Source organism: Enterobacter cloacae complex sp. 6730903 (genome assembly GCF_048283985.1).
GTDB classification, from domain to species: domain Bacteria; phylum Pseudomonadota; class Gammaproteobacteria; order Enterobacterales; family Enterobacteriaceae; genus Enterobacter; species Enterobacter hormaechei_C.
In genome coordinates this window covers 1-22,677 of sequence record NZ_JBLVXX010000053.1, presented here as the reverse complement: position 1 = coordinate 22,677, position 22,677 = coordinate 1, and the positions used below count along the sequence as shown (strand labels likewise).

The 22,677-nt window shown below is 51.5% G+C and carries 27 protein-coding genes, 1 tRNA gene and 1 pseudogene; 2 read left to right on the top strand and 27 right to left on the bottom strand.

Features of this window, described 5'->3' with window-relative positions; genetic code table 11:
* Positions 1-16: 16 nt before the first annotated feature.
* The 20 genes from ACNQ0W_RS21725 to ACNQ0W_RS21630 all read right to left on the bottom strand — a co-directional run bounded on the left by ACNQ0W_RS21725 (position 17) and on the right by ACNQ0W_RS21630 (position 18,534).
* The gene (locus tag ACNQ0W_RS21725) at positions 17-727 is read right to left on the bottom strand and encodes a C40 family peptidase (RefSeq protein ID WP_116330085.1); all 711 of its coding nucleotides are present in this window, start codon (positions 725-727) and stop codon (positions 17-19) included.
* Position 728: 1 nt separating this feature from the next.
* Positions 729-1,487 (bottom strand): phage minor tail protein L, encoded by a 759-nt coding sequence (locus ACNQ0W_RS21720; protein WP_116330084.1) that lies wholly within the window; start codon positions 1,485-1,487, stop codon positions 729-731.
* Entirely contained in the window at positions 1,484-1,822 is a 339-nt protein-coding gene (locus ACNQ0W_RS21715; protein ID WP_032104406.1) for a phage tail protein, read from the bottom strand. The genes ACNQ0W_RS21720 and ACNQ0W_RS21715 overlap by 4 nt, the downstream gene beginning before the upstream one ends.
* Positions 1,822-5,148, bottom strand: coding sequence for a phage tail tape measure protein (locus tag ACNQ0W_RS21710; protein WP_148369120.1), 3,327 nt, complete (start codon positions 5,146-5,148; stop codon positions 1,822-1,824). Before ACNQ0W_RS21710 ends, ACNQ0W_RS21715 begins: the two co-directional genes overlap by 1 nt.
* Positions 5,149-5,386: 238 nt before the next feature.
* Complete coding sequence (locus ACNQ0W_RS21705) at positions 5,387-5,749, bottom strand: phage tail protein (RefSeq protein WP_116330082.1); 363 nt, start codon at positions 5,747-5,749, stop codon at positions 5,387-5,389.
* Between the two features lie 63 nt (positions 5,750-5,812).
* A complete protein-coding gene (locus ACNQ0W_RS21700) occupies positions 5,813-6,265 on the bottom strand; it encodes a major tail shaft subunit (protein WP_032104401.1) in 453 nt (150 codons plus the stop codon).
* 32 nt (positions 6,266-6,297) lie between these two features.
* Complete coding sequence (locus ACNQ0W_RS21695) at positions 6,298-6,699, bottom strand: HK97-gp10 family putative phage morphogenesis protein (protein ID WP_116330081.1); 402 nt, start codon at positions 6,697-6,699, stop codon at positions 6,298-6,300.
* Entirely contained in the window at positions 6,696-7,085 is a 390-nt protein-coding gene (locus ACNQ0W_RS21690) for a hypothetical protein (protein WP_116330080.1), read from the bottom strand. Before ACNQ0W_RS21690 ends, ACNQ0W_RS21695 begins: the two co-directional genes overlap by 4 nt.
* Positions 7,066-7,410, bottom strand: a complete 345-nt coding sequence (locus tag ACNQ0W_RS21685) for a head-tail adaptor protein (protein ID WP_045895693.1) — start codon at positions 7,408-7,410, stop codon at positions 7,066-7,068. The genes ACNQ0W_RS21690 and ACNQ0W_RS21685 overlap by 20 nt, the downstream gene beginning before the upstream one ends.
* A 10-nt stretch (positions 7,411-7,420) precedes the next feature.
* Positions 7,421-7,747: a head-tail connector protein gene (locus ACNQ0W_RS21680; RefSeq protein ID WP_116330079.1), complete on the bottom strand. Its 327-nt coding sequence runs from the start codon at positions 7,745-7,747 to the stop codon at positions 7,421-7,423.
* On the bottom strand, positions 7,744-8,787 hold the full coding sequence (locus tag ACNQ0W_RS21675; protein WP_116330078.1) for a phage gp6-like head-tail connector protein: 1,044 nt from the start codon (positions 8,785-8,787) through the stop codon (positions 7,744-7,746). The genes ACNQ0W_RS21680 and ACNQ0W_RS21675 overlap by 4 nt, the downstream gene beginning before the upstream one ends.
* Positions 8,784-10,145, bottom strand: a complete 1,362-nt coding sequence (locus ACNQ0W_RS21670; protein ID WP_059585480.1) for a phage portal protein — start codon at positions 10,143-10,145, stop codon at positions 8,784-8,786. Before ACNQ0W_RS21670 ends, ACNQ0W_RS21675 begins: the two co-directional genes overlap by 4 nt.
* Positions 10,146-10,348: 203 nt before the next feature.
* Positions 10,349-12,283, bottom strand: coding sequence for a phage major capsid protein (locus ACNQ0W_RS21665; RefSeq protein WP_049019489.1), 1,935 nt, complete (start codon positions 12,281-12,283; stop codon positions 10,349-10,351).
* A gap of 58 nt (positions 12,284-12,341) precedes the next feature.
* Positions 12,342-14,003 carry a terminase large subunit gene (locus ACNQ0W_RS21660; RefSeq protein WP_116330077.1) on the bottom strand — a complete coding sequence of 554 codons (1,662 nt, stop codon included), beginning with the start codon at positions 14,001-14,003 and terminating at the stop codon, positions 12,342-12,344.
* Entirely contained in the window at positions 14,000-14,494 is a 495-nt protein-coding gene (locus ACNQ0W_RS21655) for a terminase small subunit (protein ID WP_000954404.1), read from the bottom strand. Before ACNQ0W_RS21655 ends, ACNQ0W_RS21660 begins: the two co-directional genes overlap by 4 nt.
* 106 nt (positions 14,495-14,600) lie before the next feature.
* Entirely contained in the window at positions 14,601-14,969 is a 369-nt protein-coding gene (locus ACNQ0W_RS21650; protein ID WP_116330076.1) for an HNH endonuclease, read from the bottom strand.
* A complete protein-coding gene (locus tag ACNQ0W_RS21645; RefSeq protein ID WP_116330075.1) occupies positions 14,962-15,543 on the bottom strand; it encodes a hypothetical protein in 582 nt (193 codons plus the stop codon). The genes ACNQ0W_RS21650 and ACNQ0W_RS21645 overlap by 8 nt, the downstream gene beginning before the upstream one ends.
* Positions 15,537-16,118, bottom strand: a complete 582-nt coding sequence (locus tag ACNQ0W_RS21640) for an HNH endonuclease signature motif containing protein (protein WP_162270596.1) — start codon at positions 16,116-16,118, stop codon at positions 15,537-15,539. Before ACNQ0W_RS21640 ends, ACNQ0W_RS21645 begins: the two co-directional genes overlap by 7 nt.
* Positions 16,119-16,177: 59 nt before the next feature.
* Entirely contained in the window at positions 16,178-17,635 is a 1,458-nt protein-coding gene (locus ACNQ0W_RS21635) for a glycosyltransferase family 2 protein (protein WP_116330074.1), read from the bottom strand.
* Positions 17,636-17,646: 11 nt separating this feature from the next.
* Complete coding sequence (locus ACNQ0W_RS21630) at positions 17,647-18,534, bottom strand: phage tail tip fiber protein (RefSeq protein WP_240324878.1); 888 nt, start codon at positions 18,532-18,534, stop codon at positions 17,647-17,649.
* 260 nt (positions 18,535-18,794) lie between these two features.
* On the opposite strand from ACNQ0W_RS21630, the gene ACNQ0W_RS21625 reads away from it, so the two are divergent.
* Positions 18,795-19,259 (top strand): retropepsin-like aspartic protease, encoded by a 465-nt coding sequence (locus tag ACNQ0W_RS21625; RefSeq protein ID WP_116330073.1) that lies wholly within the window; start codon positions 18,795-18,797, stop codon positions 19,257-19,259.
* Here the strand turns inward: ACNQ0W_RS21625 and ACNQ0W_RS21620 are convergent.
* The 7 genes from ACNQ0W_RS21620 to ACNQ0W_RS21590 all read right to left on the bottom strand — a co-directional run bounded on the left by ACNQ0W_RS21620 (position 19,242) and on the right by ACNQ0W_RS21590 (position 21,927).
* Positions 19,242-19,403 (bottom strand): hypothetical protein, encoded by a 162-nt coding sequence (locus ACNQ0W_RS21620; protein ID WP_162875885.1) that lies wholly within the window; start codon positions 19,401-19,403, stop codon positions 19,242-19,244. The genes ACNQ0W_RS21625 and ACNQ0W_RS21620 overlap by 18 nt on opposite strands.
* A 262-nt stretch (positions 19,404-19,665) precedes the next feature.
* Entirely contained in the window at positions 19,666-19,815 is a 150-nt protein-coding gene (locus tag ACNQ0W_RS21615; RefSeq protein WP_240324877.1) for a hypothetical protein, read from the bottom strand.
* A 4-nt stretch (positions 19,816-19,819) separates the two neighbouring features.
* Entirely contained in the window at positions 19,820-20,089 is a 270-nt protein-coding gene (locus ACNQ0W_RS21610) for a hypothetical protein (RefSeq protein WP_116330071.1), read from the bottom strand.
* Positions 20,090-20,096: 7 nt separating this feature from the next.
* Positions 20,097-20,723: a glycoside hydrolase family 19 protein gene (locus ACNQ0W_RS21605; protein ID WP_116330070.1), complete on the bottom strand. Its 627-nt coding sequence runs from the start codon at positions 20,721-20,723 to the stop codon at positions 20,097-20,099.
* Positions 20,723-21,001 (bottom strand): phage holin family protein, encoded by a 279-nt coding sequence (locus ACNQ0W_RS21600; RefSeq protein ID WP_017384386.1) that lies wholly within the window; start codon positions 20,999-21,001, stop codon positions 20,723-20,725. The genes ACNQ0W_RS21605 and ACNQ0W_RS21600 overlap by 1 nt, the downstream gene beginning before the upstream one ends.
* On the bottom strand, positions 20,991-21,380 hold the full coding sequence (locus ACNQ0W_RS21595) for a phage holin family protein (protein WP_116330069.1): 390 nt from the start codon (positions 21,378-21,380) through the stop codon (positions 20,991-20,993). The genes ACNQ0W_RS21600 and ACNQ0W_RS21595 overlap by 11 nt, the downstream gene beginning before the upstream one ends.
* 470 nt (positions 21,381-21,850) lie before the next feature.
* Positions 21,851-21,927: transfer RNA gene (locus tag ACNQ0W_RS21590), tRNA-Arg, on the bottom strand.
* A 438-nt stretch (positions 21,928-22,365) separates the two neighbouring features.
* Between ACNQ0W_RS21590 and ACNQ0W_RS21585 the strand changes: the two are divergent.
* Positions 22,366-22,677 (top strand): annotated as a pseudogene (locus tag ACNQ0W_RS21585) (hypothetical protein); the annotation flags it as partial.

Sequence of the window (22,677 nt, the reverse complement as noted above, 5' to 3'; positions counted from 1 at the left end):
AAAATTAAACGGAAGGTTAGCACAGGTCCTTATATCGTAGAACCTTCATCGTCCTTTCCTGCCAGTAGCCGCCATATGGCACACGCTGACTCAGATGACCGTATAAGTGATGCAGTAGCATGTTGCCTTCCAGCAGAATTCCCGCGTGGTTCCACTTATCAGCCTGCACTTGCATGATCACCATATCGCCGGGTTTCGGCGGCCCGTCGAATTCACGGAATCCGCACTCGTACCAGCAATCCTGATAGAAGTTGTCCGGATATTCGTTTTCCCACCAGGGATAATCAACCCGGTAATCGCGGAGTTCGATACCATGCGTTTGCCGGAAATAGCTCATTACCAGCCCCCAGCAGTCAAAGTGACCAAGTACAAACGGGCGCTCCAGCAGTGGCAACTCTCCACGCGGCTGAATGGTGCGTAAATCCCCCTCGGGCCAGCTCACGATATGCCAGGGTAAAAGCGTTGCGTCGCATTGCGCTTTATCCAGTTCGCTCGGCTGCGTAGTGGCGTCAGGGTGGCTGTGAACGATGGCGATCACCGTACCCCAGTCCTCAGCGGCTGCGTAATCTTCGGGGCAAAGGACAAAATTGTCCTCCGGCGACGCGGCAAGATTCCGGCAAGGAAAATAACGTTCAACGCGGCTTTTCTGCGCCACCACACCACAGCACTCACGAGGATATTCAGCGGCAGCATGCGCCATAATCGCATCAATGGTTTTCTGACGCATATCAACTCCTGATCAGCGACGTACCGGGGAACCCACCAAACGAGAGTTCGTTGCTTTCACCGAATCGAAGTTTGCAGGCCGTCAGCGTGCCGTTGCATTCATCCAGTGACGGATCGCTTACCGGGTTGTTGTTTTTGTCGAAATAGCGCGTACCGGCATAGTCGCAGCCATCGCCGGTGCGGTACTTATTACGAATGCACCATGTACACAGGGAATGAAGCTGCCGCGTCGGGATCATTTGTCCCTGAAGATCCATAGGGCTGGACAGTACAAACTCGATGGTTTCGCCAGCAAGCTCGGTCGTTTTCCCGTCGATATACCAGACCTGAAGTTTCTCCTGAGTCGGATCTGCTGTAGGGTTACCACCTGCGAAATTTTTCGCATCGAGATATTTTGCCTTTGTGTCGTGAATAGTGACCTTAGCCTGTAGCAAATCGTCATACGCAAGACACAGGGCAGAAATAGAGCTTTCGATGTTCGCGACCGTCAGGGATGGCGTCGCATTGCTGCCACTGGTCGATTTCTCCAGCCCTTCCAGCTGATAAGGCCAGGCAGAATATTCATTACCCTGCCACCAGATTGGTTTCGCGGGGAGCTTGGCCTCATCCCCGCCGGCGGCAACTATTTCCGTTTCGGTGTGGGGAATGTTGTAATTGTGAAACCGGAGAACGTCCGTTAGCCCAAAAGAAGAACCGTCCACCTCAATCAGACGAACGTCATTTCCGGATTCCAGCTTCTGATAATCTGCGTTTAAGCTCATGGTTTAAATGCCTGGATAAATGTTGCCGTGAGAGACCAGTTGCCTCCCCCCATTGGGGAGGGCTTGTATTGTTTGCATCGATAGAGACCCAAGTCCTCAAGCGGCGGCTTCCATGCAAATGCTTTTGTTCCCTCATGGCGATCAAGAAAGTCTTTGATCGACTTGATATAGGGTTCCAGACCTACAAAGGTCAGATCCCAGCTTTGTGAGCGAGGGTTGAGTCCGTCACCGGATGTCTGGGTGTAACCATCTCCGAACTGCGCCTCACGCGTACGCATGGTGACGTCCTGAGAAGGATTCACCCTAGGGCTCCAGTTGAAGGTTTCCAGCGCCATTACCGCCTCCCGTTTGTACTGTTCCAGATTGCCCCTCCGGGACGAAGATCAGCCTGTATCAGCTTTCGGTATTCATCTCTGACAAAATTGCCTACGCTTTTACCGAATTTTTCCAGCCCGCCAGATGATTGTGATGCCGTACTGCCATCGCCATTGATAGTGATGAATACCTGAGGAGCAGCACCTTCAGAGGCACCGCCTGACACTGCGCGAACCCCAAGTGAACCATCAGCTGCCCGAGTCAATGGCATGATCGCTTCTGGTCCCGCCTCACCCATTACTCCGGCACCTTTCGCGAATGCGAAAAAGGTAGGGTTATCGACAACCTGGCCGCTATAGGCACTTAAGTCTGAGGAGGAATAAACGCCGCCTTTAGCATTGAACTGGAAATTGCTCCCATAATCGGCAATCGCCGTCCCTGAGCTGCTTGCCGTACTTCCACCAACACCGCCAAGTACACTCGAACCGACACCCATAATCGAACTCAGGATTGTATTTGTTACGAGCGCCTGCGCTGCCATATCGACGAGGTTTTGAATTATCGACTGAGTAAGCGTGGAGAAGAGGTTGATCATGCCCTCTTTAAAGGTCTGCGTATTAGTCAGCAGCCCCGTCAGGACATTAGTGGTTCGCTCCCGGGTAGCCTCAACCAGACCGATCGCCAGATTATTGAATTCACTCTGTGAGCGATATAATTCCAGCGCGGTCTGATACTGTGCATCAGCAGAATCTTTACTGCTCTTCTGCATCAGCATTTCGTATTGCTGCTTACTCAGCACACCATTGCGATAATAGGTCTCTACCAGACTTTGCTGCTGTACGAGTTGGTTCCTTTGCTGGGCAAGCGGATCAACGTCCCCGGCAAGCTCAACCCGTGGTGCAGTTAGAGCATTAGCCTGGGCCTGTAGGATTTGTCGGGATGTCTCCTGTGACAGTGTGACACGCGCAGCCATGTACTCTTTTTCAGTAAGCAAACGTGCATCAAGGAGAGACTTGAGCTCCTGGCTCGCTTCCTTCTCTTTATTGATGGCCGATCGTGCCGGGGAATACTGCTCAGCAAGTTCGTTACGTTGCTTCTGATAATTTTCAGCATTCATTAACAGCGCACGCTGTAGATCCTGCTGGCTTGCTCCATTTTTACGCGCCGCAGCGATCAGCTTTTCCTGACTGGCTTTCTCCTGAAGATCAATTTTTCCAAGGCTGGTTGCATGAGCTTCTTCGATCTCCCTGCGCAACTGAAGATACTGATTGACCGTTTCCTTCCTGGCCTTTTGAGTATCTTCACCGGTCCAGGGTGTGGTAACACCCTCTCCGGCTTTAGCTGTCTGAGCTGTGATATTTTTGATGTCATTCGCGAGCGATTTTGCTTGATCGGCGATCCCTGTCTGGACCAAAAATCGCGCCTTGCTGACATTCTCAAGGTTAGACTGTGTTGTCTCTAACCCTTTATTAACGGCTTCAAGGTCAGCTTCTGCCCGTTTCTTACTGTCCTCTACCCCTTTTTTCTGTCGGAATGGGTCAAATCCACCGAGGCTATCTAGTCTGCTGTCTGCGTCCTGAATTTCCTTGATGAGCTGGTTACGCTGAGTTACCTGATTTTCATACTGGTCTTGCAGGTCAATCTGCTTAACGGCCAGCTGTTTATCAGACATCTGCATCAGCGCAGCAGTGGTTTCAATGACAGCATCCTTGAGGTTAATTGCTGACTGTCGGGCATCCTTCGCCTGCTGATGAAAATACAGAAGTGCGGAGCCTGCCAGCATCGCAGCCCCAAAAGGTCCACCGACAAGCGCCAGGGCCCCGCGAGCGAGCCCCACAGCTACCGAGGCAGCACGAGCGGTCAGAGATACCTGACGATTAGCTGCTGCCAACTGCATTTTTGCACGAGTGGCCAGATTAGTTTGCTCGGTTTCTTCGCGGATAAGTCGGTTAAACTCTCCCTGGTAATTTACGTTCAAACCATGCTGCCTGGCCGTTTTTTCCAGCTGACGGTAATAACCAAATTCCGCATCATTTCGCTTTAGCGTGGCAGAAGTAGCTTCCAGCGTTTTACGTGCGCCATCAGCCTGAGCCGCTGCTGCTGCTTTAACGGCTGCCTGATTCTGCTGCCATGCGCTTATGTTTTCGCGAAGACCAGCTGTCAGTTTGGTCGAAAGAACCGGGATCAGTGTGTATAAGGCCACACTTGCAACCGCGTTAAAATTATCGGTAAGCAGATTGATACCGTCGGTTACTGACTGAATTCCTGAACGAAGCGGTCCGGTACTACTTTGACCAATTTTAATGATCATGCCTTCAAAAGCACTGGTGAGCCCCATGATGTCGCCATTCAGGTTATTAACACGAATAGCGGCCTGCTCATGCGCAGTCTGTGTTCCAGTTAGGGCAAGGGTTAATGCGTTAAGTTTGCTGCGGTTGTCCACCAGCACTGATGCCGCGTTGATATTCTCAACACCGAACAGTTTTACAGCCTGAGCCGTAGAAAGGTTTTTCTTTGAGAGATTATCCAGAGCACCACTGAGCCCCACAACCGATGGTTTGAGCGTTTTGTCTGTGCCTTTCTCAAGGGCAAGAATAACGTTTCTCAGCGCGGTTCCTGCTTCACCGCCTTTGATTTCACGCTCAGCCAGAACCTGAATCGCTGCGTTAAGCGTTTCAAACCCAACTCCTGCCTGTGCAGCGGCCACCCCACCATTTTTAATAGCCGCAGCTGTATCTGCGATTTCCGATGCCCCGAACTTGGCACCGGCAGCCAGCACGTTAATATAACGATCCGCTTCCTGAGCCCCGGCCCCGAACTGGTTAAGGGAAAGAGCCAGAGTGCGGGTTGCATCTGGCAAAGTTGATCCTGCGGCCTGGGCAAGCGTTAGCGCGCTCTTTGTCGCCTCAGTAAGTCCGTCTGCGGTCTGAAGAAGTTCAGGTTTAGCGGACGCCATCAATTTCAGGGCTTCCACCGCCTGGCTCGCACTGTACTCAGTGCTACGCCCCATCTCCTGGGCAGCTTCATCAAGCGATTTTAATTGGGCGCCTGTAGCGCCGGTAATAGCCGAAAGGTCGGATAAAGCCTGTCCGTATTCACGCGTGGTAGTAATGATGGCGCCAAGTGATAAACCGGCACCGGCAAATCCCGCCAGGCGACCAGCAACACCCGCGATGGTTTTCCCCATCCGGGAATAGGCTTCATCTGTCTTTTTAGCATCTTCCTGTGCGTTACGGTTGAAACGCTTTGATGAGTTCTCAGCATCACCGTATGCACCCATCAGCTGAGATTTAAAATTGGCTGCGTTGAGATGCAGCCCGACGGCAAGGGAAGCAACGTCAGCCATTACATTAACGCTCTCATTACTGCCGCACACTGATCGTCAACATTACTGACTACAGCAGGAGGCGGGGTTTCAGGAGTCGGAGAAATTTCTTCACCGGGTCGGCTTATGGCACCAGTACGCAGAAAATACGCACGCCAGTGAAAAAGGGTTTCTGCCGGAAGTGAAGCAATCTTTGAAGGGTCAGGCTCGCCCCAGCGGTCAGCCAGCCAGAAAATCAGCTCAAGCCAGGGCGAGCTCGTTAGTTTTTTTCCGCGTCTTCAAGCTTGCCCAGCGCATGTTTTTTTACTGTGGCGATTGCATCAAGGAGCGCCACGTTGTCATGAGTCTGAAGAAGCTCGGCTGCGGTAGGTTTGTCTTCAGCTGCGATTAGGCTGCCATCGGGATGGACAAGACAATCGACGATCAACTGCACACTGATCTCTGAAGCTTTACGTGCATCTTCTGCAATCTGACTGTCTCGCAGCGCTTCTTCATGATCGATGAGTTCTCCCGCGGTCATGCGGCGTAGATAAACGGTGGTGCCAAAAATTTCGGCGGTAATAACGGCGATTTTAGGCTTCAGAAGTGCGGATTTAAGTGCAGAAACATCGATGGTAGACATAGTTTTTCCTGAGAATTAGATAATAAAAGGCCACCAGGAGGTGGCCAGTTAGTAATGCCCTGATCAGCTGCCGGCAGCCGTACCCCAGGTAATATTGTTCTGTTTTCCCTGAACAGTGATTTGAATGACTTCACTTGCCGGAGCGGTAATTTCATTCATCTGCCAGCCAGACAGGGCCAGAATCATGTTCGCCGTTCGACCATTTGGCAGCTCAACGTAAAACTGTACGGTTTCCCGGTTCTCTGCTGCGTTGAGGAAATCAGCAAAGTCCTGGTTGGCTGGATCGTCAATAAAGCCCAGCGATTTTTCAGGGCCTTCAGGCAGGTCAGAGATAAACTGTTTACTGGTATCGATCAGCGTAGTGCAGTCTACAAAGCTGCCCGTCTGTCCTGTAGCGCCCAGCGCTTTACAGTTAATGAGTGGTTTCATTGTTGCTACGTCGCTGCCCGCAGCACCCCACATAACGACGGTGCCAGCAGGCAGCATCGCGTACTCTGGCGAAGTTTTATCAGCCATAATTTCTCTCTCTTTGAAGGTGGCAGCGAGCGCTACCGGTGGTTTTCAATTCGGTCGCGTATTTCTATCGCAAGGATGCGCAGAACTTTCGCTTTCTGATAATCGAGCGCCGGACGAATGAAGGGATTTGCGACTTGCTTTACGGTTCCCATCTCCTGAGCCAACGCTTTGATGAAGTGTTTTTTACTCGGGCCAACGCGAAGATAAACAACTGCATTGCCCTTTGCTTTCGAGGATGAGCGGATTTTTATGGAATCGCGCATGTGCTCATCTTTCGCTGTTTCGTCGTAACCAGCATGCGCTTTCATATCCTCCAGAACGGGCTCAAGTGCAGCTTTCCCGGCCTCCCGTAAAACCTGCGTACCAACCTTTTCACCAAGGGAAAGCAATTGGCGTTCGAGTTCCTGAAGCCCTTTAACTTCCATGAGGATCATGATGATTCCTCATAAAAATAAAGCACGAAATCTCGGGTAAGCCTGTACTGAACCTGTTTGCTGGTAAGGGTTGTTTTGTCCTGAAGTATATTCCCACGCTGAATGTACTGAACGGGATAACCTTCAAGCTCTCCGTGGACAATACCTTTCCAGTAAGACCAGATAGCCTTATCCAGTTTTACCAGCCCGGTATAATCATCCACTTTGTACATCGAGATTTGAAAACGACCAGCAATAAGCCCTGTTCGTACCATTCCGGTTTCAATTTCCGGGTCTGATATCCGCTGAAAAGTAATACCGCTTAGCTCGCTGTCTGGTAGCAGAAGAGGATAAACAGCTATCCCGGAAAGACGCTCAAGCGAAGTTTTAATTGCCTGCTCTATCATGCCGGCCATCCCTTTCAGCTTTGATTTCAACCCGATCGGAGTGGCTGCGGTCGACCGCCACGACAGTGAACGAACCATTCTGCCACTGGATCTTCCAGTCAATTTCAACATCACTGCGCGGACCAACGGTGAACAGCCAGGTCTCGACAACCTGTTTCTGGTCCAGCGTCCTGATTTTACGGTTAGATTTTAGTTCGGCGCGAGCCCAGACCGTAGCCACATCAATAAGATGGCCGGGGAGCACCTCACCAAGGGGGCCGCGCCCGTTCTCAGTGCGTTGCAGAACTATTTTTTTATTGAGGTCACCCGAATAAAGAAAAGACATATCACCCTCTTCAAATAATGGTGGGTAAGCGGAGATCCCAGATAAGCATGGTCACATCAAATGGAAGCTCCCCCTGCTTTAAGTCCCTCATGGTCGTGCCATCAGGATCGCGGTAGAGCTTGGTAACAAGACGCAATGTCGCCTCTTTTGCCAGCGAATATTCTTCACTTTCCAGCGGCCGGTTATTGGCATCTACGATTTTGTCCCTGCTGCCCTGACAAAAACGAATAATCGCGGAACTGGCCGCCCTGATCTTCCCGGCCAAATCGTTGTCGCTGTAATCGCCATCGATACGACAGTGTTCTTTAACCTCTTCAAGGGTGACGAGTTCAATCATGAGTATCCCCTCCCGTCTCGGCCACGCTTGGCAGCCAGCGTCCAGCCTTTCGAACCTGCCTCACCAGGCTTGTCCTGGGTCTGCTCGTCGCAGTGCCAGAGCGAACCGCCCCATGTAACTGTGTCGCCAGGCAGATATTCCTGACCGGATTTGAATACGCCCTGATAAATCATCACAGGCACGTCAAAGGATTTGGTTTCGCTGGCGCCACTGGTGCGGTTAACCGTCAGGGTGAAGCAACGCTGCTCAGATTGCTGAATATCAATACCCGCCACACCATCAACAAGACACTCCCAGCCACGCATACCATGGGTTTTCTCGTAAGCGCGCCACAGGCCACCGTTATGCGTGGCATAGCTGCCACGTGGATAACTTTTCCCCTCATCAATGAAAGGTAGAATCTCCAGCGACAGGGCGTCCCGGCCATTTTCTCCATCTTTACCCGGCTCTGCTGCGGGCAGAGCTGCAATCGCCTCATTAACCAGCGATTTCACATCTGGCGGCTCCGGAATGGATGCTGAAACCAGCTCCTGAATCATCGGCTGGACGTCTTCAGTCGTGACACTTTTACCGTCACGCGGTACCGGGATGGCGGCTACCGCCTCGCTGACAGCTTCTTCAACTGCCTGTTTAAGCATGGCGGGATCAAAGTCTTTACCGTCCTTTGGTACAGGTATCTCTGCCACGGCATTGCTGACCAGTTCCTGTAAAACGGGGGTAATATCGTCGACCGTGACACTTTTACCGTCCTGCGGTGCCGGGATAGCAGCGACCGCTTCGCTGACCATAGCGCCGATATCCGGCAATTCAGGAGTCTCAGGAACCGGAAGGGATGCCACTGCATCAGCCAGCAGCTTGGTAAAGTCAGGTGCCGGTGTATCCTTCAGGGACGCAACCTCAAGAGAGAGCCTGGTAAGGTGCTCTTCCGTTGTCTGCTGATAGTCACTGAGGCTTTTTCTGAAAGACTCACGAAGCTCGCCAAGCGCAAGGGAAAATTCCTCTCCAAGAGCCCTGATAAGGGAAAGTTCACGTTCATTCATTTGGTTAACAATCCTCTCAGCATGGCTTTTGCCGCTGTCAGTTCAGATTCCGACATGGATTTCCCGTTCGCATCGTCAGATGTGGTACGGCTGCCGGCGCCGGATTTGGCAAACGGGTCATCCGAAGCATCACGGCGCGCCAGCGCTTCAAGACTGAAGTTCTGCTGCTGAAGATACAGTGCGTCGCCGCCGGGTAAGGGCGGAAGGTTTTCACTCCGTCGCGCCTCATTTGGCGTCAGAATGGTATTTTTCACACCCTCGCCGAGTGATTTGATACGGCGTTCGCTGTCCATACGCAGCAGCGCATTAACATCAAACTCAGTCCCTGTATCACCCTCAAGTTCAAACGCTTCATCCAGCAGCAATTCGATGGACTCAATCAGGGACTGAAGACACTGTGAGTAATACTGCTGATCCTGCGCCTCGATGTTGTCATGCGTTGGCAGTTCACCGATTCCAACCTTATAAGCAGGCACGTGAAATACTGAACAGACAATCTGCGCGGTCATGCGAAGCTGTTCGACAGTTTGTGCATCAGCAGCTGAGACCGTCCGGGGAACATATTTCGCACCATTGCTCAGAATGGCGGTTTTACCCGCATTTTCCCCGGTATAACCAGTGTCCCAGTTTTTTTGGATCTTCCTGGCGTTCTCTTCCGTAATCGAGCCCGGAACCTCGATAACACCGCTGGGTTTCCCGCCATTGCGGAAAAAGTACGCTGAGCTTTCCTGAATATGGTGACCCTGCATTGCAGCCAGACCAGCAGCATAAATCGGGGAAAGACCAATAAGGGGATGGAACAGACAGTTGAACCGATCGTGAATAACCTCTCGTGCCGGTACAGTCACAGATGATTCAATACCGGCCATGTTATCCGGATTGATCTGGTAGAAGACAGAGCCATCATCAGCTACCAGCGGCGTAACCTTGTTCCAGTCCAGCAGCCTCAGCTCGGTTATCTCGCCGCGATTGTTCCGGATCTTGAGCGCAACGGTATTACCTTCGCACAGCTTGGAATTCAGCCAGTGCTCAAAGAACTGGATGCGGTTCTGAAAGGCATTTGGCCTGGAATACAGCGAGGCTATCTTTCCGGTTTTAATTTCCCTCCGAACGCCATTTGAATCCTGTTTCATCAGGCGCGGAGGCATTTTAGCGATATCACTTGCGATCAGAGATATGCAGGAAAACACAGCATAATAGGAGAGAACCGTTTTGGGCTTAATTTCCATATTCTGCTGCCAGGCCCCGGCGTAGGGTTCGTGGACATAACTGAACATCGGTGTCCAGCCCCCTCGGTTGACAACAGGCTGCTGTAGATTTTTGACTTGCCCCTCTTTTCTTCGGAAAGGATTCCACATTAGCCGTTCTCCGCTCTACGCTTATTCTTCCTCACCCTGGTAGTTACCTCGGTGAAATATTCAGCCTTGCCAAGCAGCACCAGCACCCTTGCGCACCGATCGTCCACGGTCTTTACATCTCCCGTAACAGAGTCATGTGTGCGTTGCAGATATCTGATTTTTGCCATGCAATATGGCGGGGTTTCCCCCGCCCTCCTTTCGCGTTAGCTTCCCTGGTTAGAGCCGTAGTTCACACCAGAAATAACCGCCACCGCTGCCGTGCGGCGACGCTTCCAGTTGATCCAGCGCTCGGCACGGATAGCCACGCTGTTCGTCTGGAACATGGAAACCAGCTCCGTTCCGGTTGGGCTGACGCTGTCGCCAGTAGGATCGCTTTCCATTTCCAGAGAGGCTTCACGTGACATATCCACTGCCACACCACCGTCGTCAGCCAGATAAATATCCGGCGCGTTCAGCAGGGTAAGATTGCTTCCGGCGTACTGCGAAACGATAGCCGGAAGCCCCTGGAATGTGCCGCCAAGCAGGGTCATTTCCGGATACATTTTCTGGCCCAGAGCATTTTTCTTCATGGACAGCGCCAACGCGTTGGTGCTGGACATGATCCACACGCCGCCAGTTGGCTGGAGGTTATTGGAGACAAACTGAGCGAATGCCGCTTCAGCATCTGCATCCGGATCGCCGGTTGATGGAACAGCCACAATACCGTTGGTAATTGAGGCCGGAGAGACGTTAGCAACTTCGGCTTTCGCCGGGTTAATGAAGTCCGTATCCAGGCGTGCAATGACCGCTTCTGCCAGCGCATTACGCACCAGTGCATCAGCTGCCGGATTGGAGAACCGGATCAGCTCATCGGTCAGCACCGCAATGGCTGCGACTTTGGCGAAGCTGAACGTGATGGACTCAAAGTCGAATTTGGTCAGCGGCTTGGCCTTACCCTGACCTACCCAGCTTGCAGATCCGCCGGAAGTTTGTGCCGGAATACGAATGTTGAACGGGACCTGACGCAGTGCAGGAATACCACCCTGACCGAAACGACCGATAATGGTCTGCGGGCGGAGGAATTCAACAAAATCATTTGCGTATTCCTGATACTCCACCAGCGCACCAGCCCACTGAGGATCGGTCGTTGTGCCAGCACCAACAGCGGCTTTCAGCACATGGTGAAGTTTCGCATCATCCGGGTACTGCTTACGTGCAATTTCCAGCGCTTCAGAACGGCTGCCGTTTGCCGCCGCCAGTGCCTTGGCAAAACGGGCAAAGGCGATACCTTTCTCCAGATTTTGCTCAACGCGAATGATCCCCGGCGCGTTTGTCTTCACGGTGGTGAATTCGCCACCAGCAGCTTTAGATACCGGTTTTGCAGTCGATGCCAGATTGCTTTCCATGTCGCGCAGTCGTTTGAGGTGCGCATCAACTGATTTAATTTCTGCGGATGTGTTGTCGTAGCTCTCTTCTTCTTCAGCGTCCAGGGTGCGTCCCTCTTCAGCCGCCTTTGACATCACTTCATCAAGTGATGCGGCCAGCGCTGCACGCTTCGCTTCAAAGCTCTTGATTTGTTCTGCGATATTCATCGAAATGTTTCCTTTTTTGGTTTTGGGTGCTGTAGCGCCAGCGGTTTTAGAAGTTTTCACTACCGGTTTCTCATTGCCTGACGCGGCGAGAAACTGGCGATCGAAAGATTTAACGGTCTGGATGGAGCATTCGGCATTGGCCGGAATGGTCACCGCCGAGACCTCAAGCAGGTCCCAGGACAAAAAGCGAATACCGCCTTCATCCAGGAAGGAATACTCAATTGGGCGGAACCCAATCGACAGGCCGCGTACCAGCCCCGCCTTAATCGAAGCCCACGCTTCATCAAGACGTGCGATTAACTGGGATGGCATGTCAGGGGTTGGTTTCACGAGCTTTGCTGTGATCTGCAACCCCTCTTTCACCATTTTTGGCGTGCAGGTGCCAATAGGCTGAGAGCGGTCGTGCTGCCAGAGGAACGGCGTATCGCTGCGGAATTTCGCCCCCTCCGGCTCCATAATGTCACCGTCACGATCGGGAGACGGTGTTGAGGCGATGCCGGTGATAATCCGCTCATCCTCATTTACCGACTTCACCGTCATGAGGGTGCAGGCGCGTTTAAGCGTCATTTGCTGGCCTCCAGAAATGAAAAAACCCGCATGCGCGGGCCATTAACTGACGTGTGTGTTAAACGAAAAATACCTGGTAGTCTTTTTTGACCGGTTCGGGGTTAAGTGCCATTAACGTAACGGCGTTGAATGTGGCCATAAGAGGGTCAATTTTCCCCTTCCCGCTGGCCTGTTTGGTGATGAGTATGGCGTTACCTTTCGGCTCCACACGGGCGTTGCCTACGCACCATGCCATCAGAAGCTGACCACCATGAAGCAGAACACCTTCAGCCAGCTTTCGCTCGGTAGTCTTAATGGCGCCGCCGAGTTTCCAGCCCTGGCTGACCCCGGTTACAGCCTCATCAGGAATGCCTGCCTCACTGAGCGCATCAAGAATTTGCCCGACCTCAGAAGGGTCAATCCCGATTTTGTCCAGCAGTTCGGCTTCATAAATCCGGCTGACATACTCTGCAACCTGCTCAACATCCTCGCCCACCCGCTTAACGATCGTCAGGTCACCGGCCCTCTCAAAATCCTTTAATTTTGAAATTTCGCTCTTTCGCCTTTCCAGGGCGATGGTATGTGCCCATGCATGGCACCAGCATAACCATTCGCGAGTCTGGCGATCGCGCCCGATAACGGCCAGGCCAAGAAGGTCATCGAGACCACCGCCATCAATACCAACTGTGACCACCTCAGAGCGGCGAAGAATATCGTCAAAAGTGACGCGCCTTGCCTGTTGCTCCCAGAAATCCGCCCCTGCCCATCTGTCAGCGCGCAGGGCGAGACCGATTTCAACGTTGGCGTGCTTGGACATAAAGCCACGGAAGTCTTCTTCCCCGGCCTCTTTCGCTTTGTTGTATTCGCGGTAAAGAAACTGCTCGTCAACGGAGTAACCCAGGTTGGGGTTAACCATCGCGAGGTTATCCAGAAGAAGATGCTCTCCGCTGGCAATCATTTCCGGTGGATGCTCAAATATCACCGGAAGAAAATGCGGGTCGTGAATTTTTCCGTCGCGAACGTCACGGGCGTACTGTAACTTTTTCTTAAACACGCCAGCTGGCGGTTCGTTGGACTGCGTGGTTGTATACATCACAAAGCCTTCAGGTCGTGATGCCATGCCACCGACTGCCTCACGCAGCATATCTTCGGAGTTATGTTGCTTACCAAAAAGCCACAACTCGTCAATGAGCGTGCCGACAGATTTAATCCCAGAAACGGTGTTGGGGTCGGCGGCCACCACTTTCAGCGTCGTGTCCGTTCCCCTGTGGGTGATGGTCCTGATGTGTGTCTGCACCTGACAGAGGTCATCCAGATCATCATCCCGCTTTACCATATCGCGCGCCGGGTTAAAGGCGTTTGTCGCCACCTCTACAGTCGGGGCGATGATGGTGTACCCGGCAGCCTGACGCCAGTTGAGCAGCAAGGCCGTCATCATTATCCCGGCGGCCAGCGTAGACTTGGAGTTTTTTTTGGGGATCAGTACAAACACTTCTGTAATGTGTCTGCGGCCGGTTTCGGCATCATAGGAGCCGAACAGCGCGGCAACGAGATCGAAAACCCACTGTGCGCAGGACTCACCGAAAGTTGGCGATCCTGGAGCATCAACGATTTTCAGTTGCCTGAAAACGTTCAGGGCTATTTCAGCCTGCTCCGGGTAAATCGGGGCAGGAATAATAGACTGGCCTTTCTTCAGGCGCTCCGCCCAGTCAGGGCAGGCAGTTGTCCACTCCGGCATCATGTATTCCCGCGATTGTTAACCACCAGTTTCGGCGGCTGCTGAATTGCGAACTTATTGGCCGCTTTTTTGGCAGCCTCAGCTTTTGCATCCTTCTTACCGCCCTCACCTTTCTTCTGATGCATATAAGGCAGCATGGCCTTTGCAGCATCTTTCCTGGTTTCGATTTCGTAACCAACGTTGTTCATAACCGATTTCAGGAAGTCGAGAGGGTCTTCATACTCACCGGCGGACGATGCCGCAGGAGGTCGTTTTTCTTCAGGAGTGTTTACTGCTGGGGTATAAACATTCCTGCGATACGCAGGTTCGTCATCCACCTCAACTTTTTCTCGTTTTTTCCGCTCAATAAACGCGATGACCTCCGGGTCTTTAGCAAGCTGCGACCCCTTGGAACGCGCGGATTTTTCAGAATATCCCGCCTTTATTGCCGCATCCTTCTGAGACATCCCGGACATCAGCGCGAGAGCATATTTCCGCTTCTGCGCTGTTAACATGTTTACACCCTCCAGAGGGGGATTTTTTCTGCGAATGAGAGGGGGCGCGGTGTCCAGGGCGATCGATGTTTACTCTGGATGATCCCCCCCCCGGGGTTGGCAGGCCTCAGAGCCCTACAAACCCTGATTCCTGATCGCCATCATGCACCTTATGCTTCAGGGCTTGTTCATCAGGCTGACCAGTAGCGGCTTCACGTGCAGACTTACCTGCATGACATTCAGTGCAGAGCGTCCACAGGTTGTGCTCCGAGTTATCGCCTCCGAACTGAAGCGCGATACGGTGGTCGAGTTCACTGTCAGTCAAATCAACAACCCGATTACACATACAGCAGCGACCACTGTCACGCGCATAGATACGGCGCTTCAAACTCACCCTTGCACTTCCACTTATCCGGCGCTGCTCACCGTAGATCGGCTTGATGCGTCGCGTATCAATGGCTTTCAGGCGTGGCTTTAACGTTCTTAGCTTAGACATGCAACCTCCACGCCCGACGGCGTTCTGTGCGTGGCGCTGAGTCATGGTGACGCTCAACCGGTTCACCATCTGCATGGTCCACTAGCGAGTAACACGGATAGATCACTGAGCCACCCCATGCATCACCCACAGCGTAATCGGCGGGCTTGCTGTTATCCCAACGGGATAGCACGCGATGCACATGCTCAGGCGGGACGCTATAGCAAACGCCATGAATGAGTCTCGACAGCGTGATGTAATCAGCGCGTGTCTTATCAGCCACGATTAGCCGCTCAGCAATCTGCATTTGATATTGTGGAGGCCGCCCGGTACCGAGATAAAAGCTCAGCATGTCGTCAGGAAAGCGAGCCAGCCAGTCCTGAGCCTTATCACGAAAACCATCAACGGGTAATGCATCCTCTTCGATGATAATCACCCTATCTGACTGTTCAGCGGCCCAACTTAGAGCGCGAAGATGGTTTGCATTTGCACCAGCGCTATGTTCATCCATGAAGATACTGTCAGCCTCAAGCTTACTCGCTAAGTCATTAGCCATGTCTCGGCGAGAGTGGTGGGCCACGATAGCGATCAACATCTGTCAGCCTCATTGTGTGTGAAGTGCTCAAGTCTGGCAGCGACAGCTGCGTCCCTGGCTTCTTCAAGTGACACGAATGTTTTCCTTAGAACAAACTTGCCATTGAGCTTAACTTGCGCGAGCCAGCGCCTGTTGCCGCGATTCAGATAAGTAACCCCGAGTACTCCGGTTTTACTATTTTTCTTAGCGCCGCCGAGGTTCTGATTGTTCTCGCTTCTGCTGGCCAACCTGAGGTGATTGATATTGCAGCAGAGCCTGTTGCGACAAATATGATCGACATCCATACCATCAGGAACAGGACCGTTCACGGATTCCCAAACAAAGCGATGCACACGTAATGCCTTACCGCCAGTTCGTATGCTGCCGTAACCTGTTTTTAACTTTGCTCCGGTCCATACCTGGCATTCGCCTTCAATCTTTGTCCTGGCCTTAATTGCTTCCTGTGGCGAGCTATAAACTGTGTTCCTCACAACCAACGGATCACCGTATTTCCGCCATCTGAAATAGTGCTTTCCGCACATCCCTCTTTTTTCAGAACTATTATCGCAGTCATTCACGGAACATTTTTTAGTCATGTGCATATCTCGCAACCAATAAAAAAGGCCGCCGAAGCGACCTTGATTTATTTTTCAAACTATTTATGGCGAAACCACGCACACTCTCTACCGACACCATCAGTCTTAAAAACTGTGTGGATGCGGGGGCCGGTGACAATTCGATCGCCAAAAGACTTAGCGACAATGCCAAAAGCGATCATATCCCCCACCGCAGCGCCAGCCTGTTCTTTCTTCCAGAAACGATAACTCTCGATCCGGTAGTAAAGACGGATGATGCCGTGGGCGAACGCCATTACATCAGCGCGAGTACCACCCAGCAGCCCAGCGTTAAGCATCACATCGTTGCGGTGTTCTTCAATAAACTCCTGATAGATGCGCTCCGGATGATTCTGCTTTGCCCAGGTGTCGGCGTAGGTCTTCGGTTCAGAACCGACATACACCTTCCCGGGTTCCATTTCTTCCCACGGCGCGCGAAGCATTTCGACATCGGTACCATCAGTACACCAGACGAACCGGTATTCAGGGTGATCTCGCAGGTGCTGCCAGATGTGCAGCCAGCGACGAAAGTAGACATTCATCTTCACGTCAGGTACGAGATACAGCTCAACATCTGCCGGGGCCGTCAGTAATTCATCCACCAGCGCAATACGTCCACAATTCCGAAGCGAGGCCGCCCACTTGGTCAGCATGTCAGGTGAGGCCGTCATTTTCGTGCCGCGCTGAGGGTCAGGCTGGCTTGTCAGTAACGTAGTGATAACCACGTCGCGCTGACGCCGATATTCAACGTAACCGGTAAACCCGGCATCACGCCGTTCGTTGTGGATTTTAACGTTACGCTCCACCAGCGACTGTCGGTCTGGCTTCGGTACCGAACGCTCCACAGCCTCATGCTCATCAAGAGAATGAATTAGCTTTTCTGAACCGACGATATCAGCGTAAGCCCACGTCGTGAGGCCAGCGTTATGAATCCGCAGGGCGAGGTCGCTGTGCTCGTACATGCCGCGACCATAAACCGGGTCGAATCCGCCCACCTTCTCAATGGCGCTGCGGTGGTAATACAGCATCACGCCGCGCTGCCCGGTGTAAGCGATGTGCTTATCATCCCGGTACATGACCGCCATATCCTTAAGCTTATTCGTCCCTGCCAGATCGAGGAACTGGTAAGCCAGGTGCGGTTCGGGTGATTCGATGTAAGGCAGGTGCCAATTATCAGCAATCGGAAAGGCATCGTCGTCCCACAAAAAAAGGTGTTCACACCCGGCGTCCATAAGCGTGGTTAAACTGGCGTTCTTCGAAGCAACGATGCCGAGTGATTCATCATGGCTAATCAGCTTTACGCCGTCAGGCACTACTGCGGCAGGTTTTGAACCATCATCGACTACCACCACCAGCGCGCCGGCTGGCAGGTGCCTCAGATGCTGTTCGAGAGAACGTTTTAAAACGTCTGCGCGCTGATGTGTCGAAATGGCAATGCCGATCCGGGATGAAACGACGCTGGCGGGAGCGTATGGGACACCATCAATAGTGACCTGCATAAAACCTCCCGTCAGATTCCACGCGACCGTGTATTCCAGAGGATGCTGCCTGGCTTGAGCGCATTGCGAAGAGCATCGTTCACCGCTTCGTGCATCGCCTGTTGCAAGCCAACTACTGAAGCTGTTTGCGCATCAATCTTTGCCTGGAGGGCTGCGAACAAATCGCTTTCGCGTACGGCGGAGATAATGGCTTCGCACATCTCATCATTGAGGCTGGTTTTGGTGGCATTATTACCATCAGCGGGATTAGCCTTATCATGACTAATTGCTCCAGGGAAGCCACCAAAAGACAAACCAACATTGAATGTCGTCTTTTCATTATTGCTGGCTGATTGAGCGGCTTCATGCACCGTATAGCGATCAGCCATAAACTCAACGGTGCTCTGGCCATCTTCAACTTCAATAGCCATACCCGCAGCGTGCTGTTTGCCATTATTGTTGATATTCAGATTTACGCTATAGTTCGCAGAAACAATGCTATTACCAATTGCGGTATCCTTGATTAAGGGCTCTGCGCCATCAATCTTGCCAATCCTTGCTCTGATAGCTCCATCGGCATCGTTCAGGCTGATGAGTCCGCCGGAAAACTGCACTGGCAGGCTTTCCCATGACGTTGGCACTCCGTCATCATCCACTCGCAGTGCCACTAATTTAAAACCGTCTGGCATCATGATTTTTTGAGAACGTTTGAATGGTGAGTCTGTGTAACCGGTAAAGCAGATAGCCCCAACGTTGAAGCCCTCAAAGATAGTCCCGGAGTGCCAGTCAGGTTTAACGGCATAAAGATGCACACGGCATTTATCTCCATGCTTAATCTGGTTTCCGGGGCCGTCAGTAGTGATGGTTCCTAAAGACGGGAGCGTTACTGTTGCTTCACAAATTTGATATGTCTGAGACATGATATTTCCTTTTAGACGTGAGCCTGTCGCACGGCAAAGCCGCCGAAAGTTAACGGTTTGCCCAGGCTCACAGCTGAAAGACTTTCTTTGATGTGCGCGTGCGATGCGCATAAAAAGCCGCACAATGGTGGCTACTGTCTGAATATCAGGGTGTTGCTTTGCTTTAACCCTGGTTAAGGTATGCATTCAGCCCGTCAGTGGTGGGACACTGATTCACTCAATGAGGAGGACTGGCTGAATAACTCTTCAAAGGAAAAAGGATGATTACTAAAGTTAAAATTAAGTTTATTTCTCCTAATGATGGATCGGTATCGGATACTCCAAAGGAACATGCAATTCCCGTAGTTCCTTTGACAGTATGGCCAAGTAGCCCAAAAGATATAAACGTTTATAAACCAAATGGATTGAAGGCTGGTGCCTACGCACTTATAGATACCGGAGCAGATCTTTGCTATGTAGATTCAGACTTTGCTGACGAATTAAAACTCCCAGTCGCGGAAAAAACAACTGTAAGCGGAGCCACCTCAACAATAGAAACTACAGTTCGACACGCGGTAATATCGTTCACTGAAGACGAAAGAGTTTTTTCAACAGAACTGACTTCAGTACCATTGATAAGAAACGGGAGAAAATTCCAGGTCGTTTTCGGAATGCAACTGATTAGAATGGGTGCTCTTACGATGGACTTTTCCAATCAAGTATTTGAGTTAACTTTTTTTAAATAACCCACCAGGGATACCTCCCTCTTTTGCAAGACTGGATAAGGGCATTGCTTTTGCTGTTTTCTTAGAGTCGGCACCAGAATTGATTTGCGATTTAAAATCTTTTAATTCGCTCTCAATTCTCTTTACGCGTTCAGCTAAAGTCATAACGTCCTCCTTACTAAATGCTTATTCTCTCTAAATCTTGTCCCGAATAGAATTAATACTCTGTGGGAGATAATCGTTACCTTATCCCCTGGTGGTGATAACCATTATCAAGCCCACCAGCAGGTGAGCTTTGTAATGACTAACACTCAGTGTCACTTCGGCCAGCTGATAAAAAACATAAAGCCGATGAATGCGAAAAACAGCCCAGCGGCTGCCGCAACAACGATTAGAGTCCAAACAAGAATTGTTCCGATGGTTGCGATCACTTGGACCTCGCTAATTTTGGTTTCTGGCAGTTCTTCTGCCACGCTTTGTTATGCGCCAGGATGTCTTTCTTGGTCTGGCGATCCAGCACATCCCAGTCGTGCGCTGTGCCGTAGATGGGTTTAACCCAGTCGCAAGCCGTGTCCACAACCTCAACCCTTACGGGTCCAGTTGTCCCGCAACTCGCGATCAACATCGTCATCAGGCATGCGGTTAACAGTCTGCTGTACATTGCTGGCCTCTTTGGTTGCTTCTACCCGGCGTTCGGCTACTGCTTCAGTGGCAACGGCTTTCTCTTCGGTGCGCTGCTGATCAGCTTTCGCTTCTGCTTTGCTGGTGCCGCGAGAATGGCCAATACCAAAAGCACCAGCGATGGCAGCCATGACCAGTGCAGCAATGCCAATGATTGTTTCAAGACCCATCTCAACCTCACACCAGTACGGTTTTTGCTTTTCCGAAACGAGCACGGCGATCTTCCAGGCCGTTCGTTCCGCCGTTGATAATCTTCGTCACCTGCATCAGGTCACCGGAATACTTCAGGCATCCCTTAGTAGCGAAGAACCACGCCGCGCTTCTGGCTGCATAAACATCTTCTGCCAGCAGGTCAGGGTTCTTCACCAGATCAACCTTCAGTCCATTACCGCATTCACGATAGTTATTCAGGCCCGTAATCTGGATTAAACCGCGCCCACGATATAACCAGCCGTCACCGGCTGCGTTATTACCCATGCGTTTGCTGTATACCAGGTTGGCAATGGCACGCTGGCGCTCAATCGGTAATGTGCGTTCTTCTGGACGGCGGCCAAGAGCGTTAGCCTGATCAGCAGTGAGGCGGCCTGCGCGAATGAAGTTAACCAGCCCTGCAATGCGGTAGTTAAAGCTCTCCACCAGCGCGGTAAAGTCTGCTGACTCATGCCCTGTCTGAGCAATGAACATCGCCTGATCTACCGGCTTGGTAATTCCGAACTCCGCCATCGCATCACTGATTGGCTGAAACCAGCGCGCAGCTAACCCGGCGCTGATGCCAGCCGCCTTCTGAAATTGTGTTTGGTCCATTAGTGCCTCAGACGATCAACCAGCCGCGCCATATTTCCACGAACCTTCAGGATGGCGGCGAAGATAAGAATGTTTGCGACCACCACCAGCCAGCTGGAATCACGATAAAGGCCGAAGATGAACTGCAAGGGGATCGCGGCGTAAACCAGCACGGTTATATACGCCAGGACAGAAATAAAGGGGCGATGCCGGGCGCCATGTCGCTGGTAAAACATCAGCACGATGACGATGGCCGCACAAATAAACGCATTAAAGACTGCTGACGGGTCAATTACCATTTCCCCCTCCCCCACGTAGCCGCGAGAAAAACTTGAACACGTTGTTCAGGTCCTGGTTGTTAAGATAAGTGAGGATTTTTATACACATGGCAGACAGAATCACTGCACCCAGAGCATCCAGCGGTTTTTCATAGTGCGAAGCTGCATTTAGCAGTGAGCCAATAAGTCCCGCCCCAAGCACCCCAACGATAAACGACGTCAGGAAATATGCTGCCAGTCGGGCGCGGGACAGGTTTGTGGCTGTCGCGACGTAGAACACCGCACCACCAAACGCCCCGAACACCACACCAAAATCTGTATGAGTAAAGACGCCGTACAGGACTGAACCCAGCAGGCCGCCGCCGAGAACAGCGCCGGTGCCGGTTAATGGATCGGACATTAAGCCCCCTCTTATTGCTGTGATCCCTCTCAGGAAATTTGAGGGGAATAAAAAAAGCCCGCTCGCGAGAGCAGGCTAAAGTGATGATTATCACAAGAAGGTAGAAAGGAGATCATCCGAAAGACAGGTAGTGACGTCCGGGTATCGAGGCCGATTCACTGATGGTTCAGGAGAACCACCTGCCAGCGGATATATCCCCTTCTTCTTTAGCGTAGCCGTAACTTCGGGAAACGAGCAAAAAAAACCTGCTGTTTAAAGCAGGCTCTCAAGGAATTATCAATTCGATATTATTGTTATCGTGGTGCCGGGTGCCTCCCGGTGAGAATTACTCCAGCAAACATTCCCGCGTCTGAGAGGTTTCCTTTTCAGGTAACTGCTGGAACGCCCCTCCGCATAGGGGGATTCACCACAATAAAAAAATAGCGCATAAATCAGAGTTGAGAAACTTCCTCGCTTAACGAACTGGACACTGGTCCGCCATCGAGGATTCGAACCCCGAACCACAGAGGTAGAAGCTCCGTGCTCTTTCAAGTTGAGCTAATGGCGGAATAAAAAGACCAGCAATGAGCAGCTGGTCATGGGTCATGCAGTTTTCTCTGCGATGTAGGTGTATCCCCACCCAGTATTTTATGTATCGAGAGCATTATCGAATGCCACATTAACTATAGCACCTATGAAAAAATTCACTCTTTCAAAGGCCATCAGGAACGATCAGCCCACAGAGACTGTCACACCGACCGTTCCCTATGGCTCACCCCTGAAGGGCTCTGTGGTTGAATTGCGCCGAGCGTGGCGCGGATATGGAAAAGGCCACCTTTAGGCAGTCTCAAATATGACAAAACCCCGTCGTGGCGAGGTTTTCGACTCGTTTTAAGTCTGTGGCGTAGAAACCACTCTTAACAGGTTACGATAATTTTTGCGTACGCGTTAGCGTTTTGATAAAGTTTATAAAAATTTAATATCACTCAGTTCTTGGATAGCAAAAATGGATATTATTTGTTTAGAATGCGGCAATCTTCTTGATGACCCTAACGTTGCTTGCGATAAATGCGGCGCTACACCCCATGTAGTAGTGCTGAACAAACAATCCTTCTTTCCTATTGGTGCTGTAACAGCAAGCCTTGAAAAAAATGACTCAAGGGTATTTGAGTATCGATTAGGCGACATTTGGGATTTACGAAATGAAGTTGCTTCTGAATTCATAACTAGAATTGAGAAAAAATTCAGCAGAAAAAACAAATTCCACAATTTCCTTGATTCAGATCAAACCCCCTTTTCAATCCCCTCAATTCTAAAA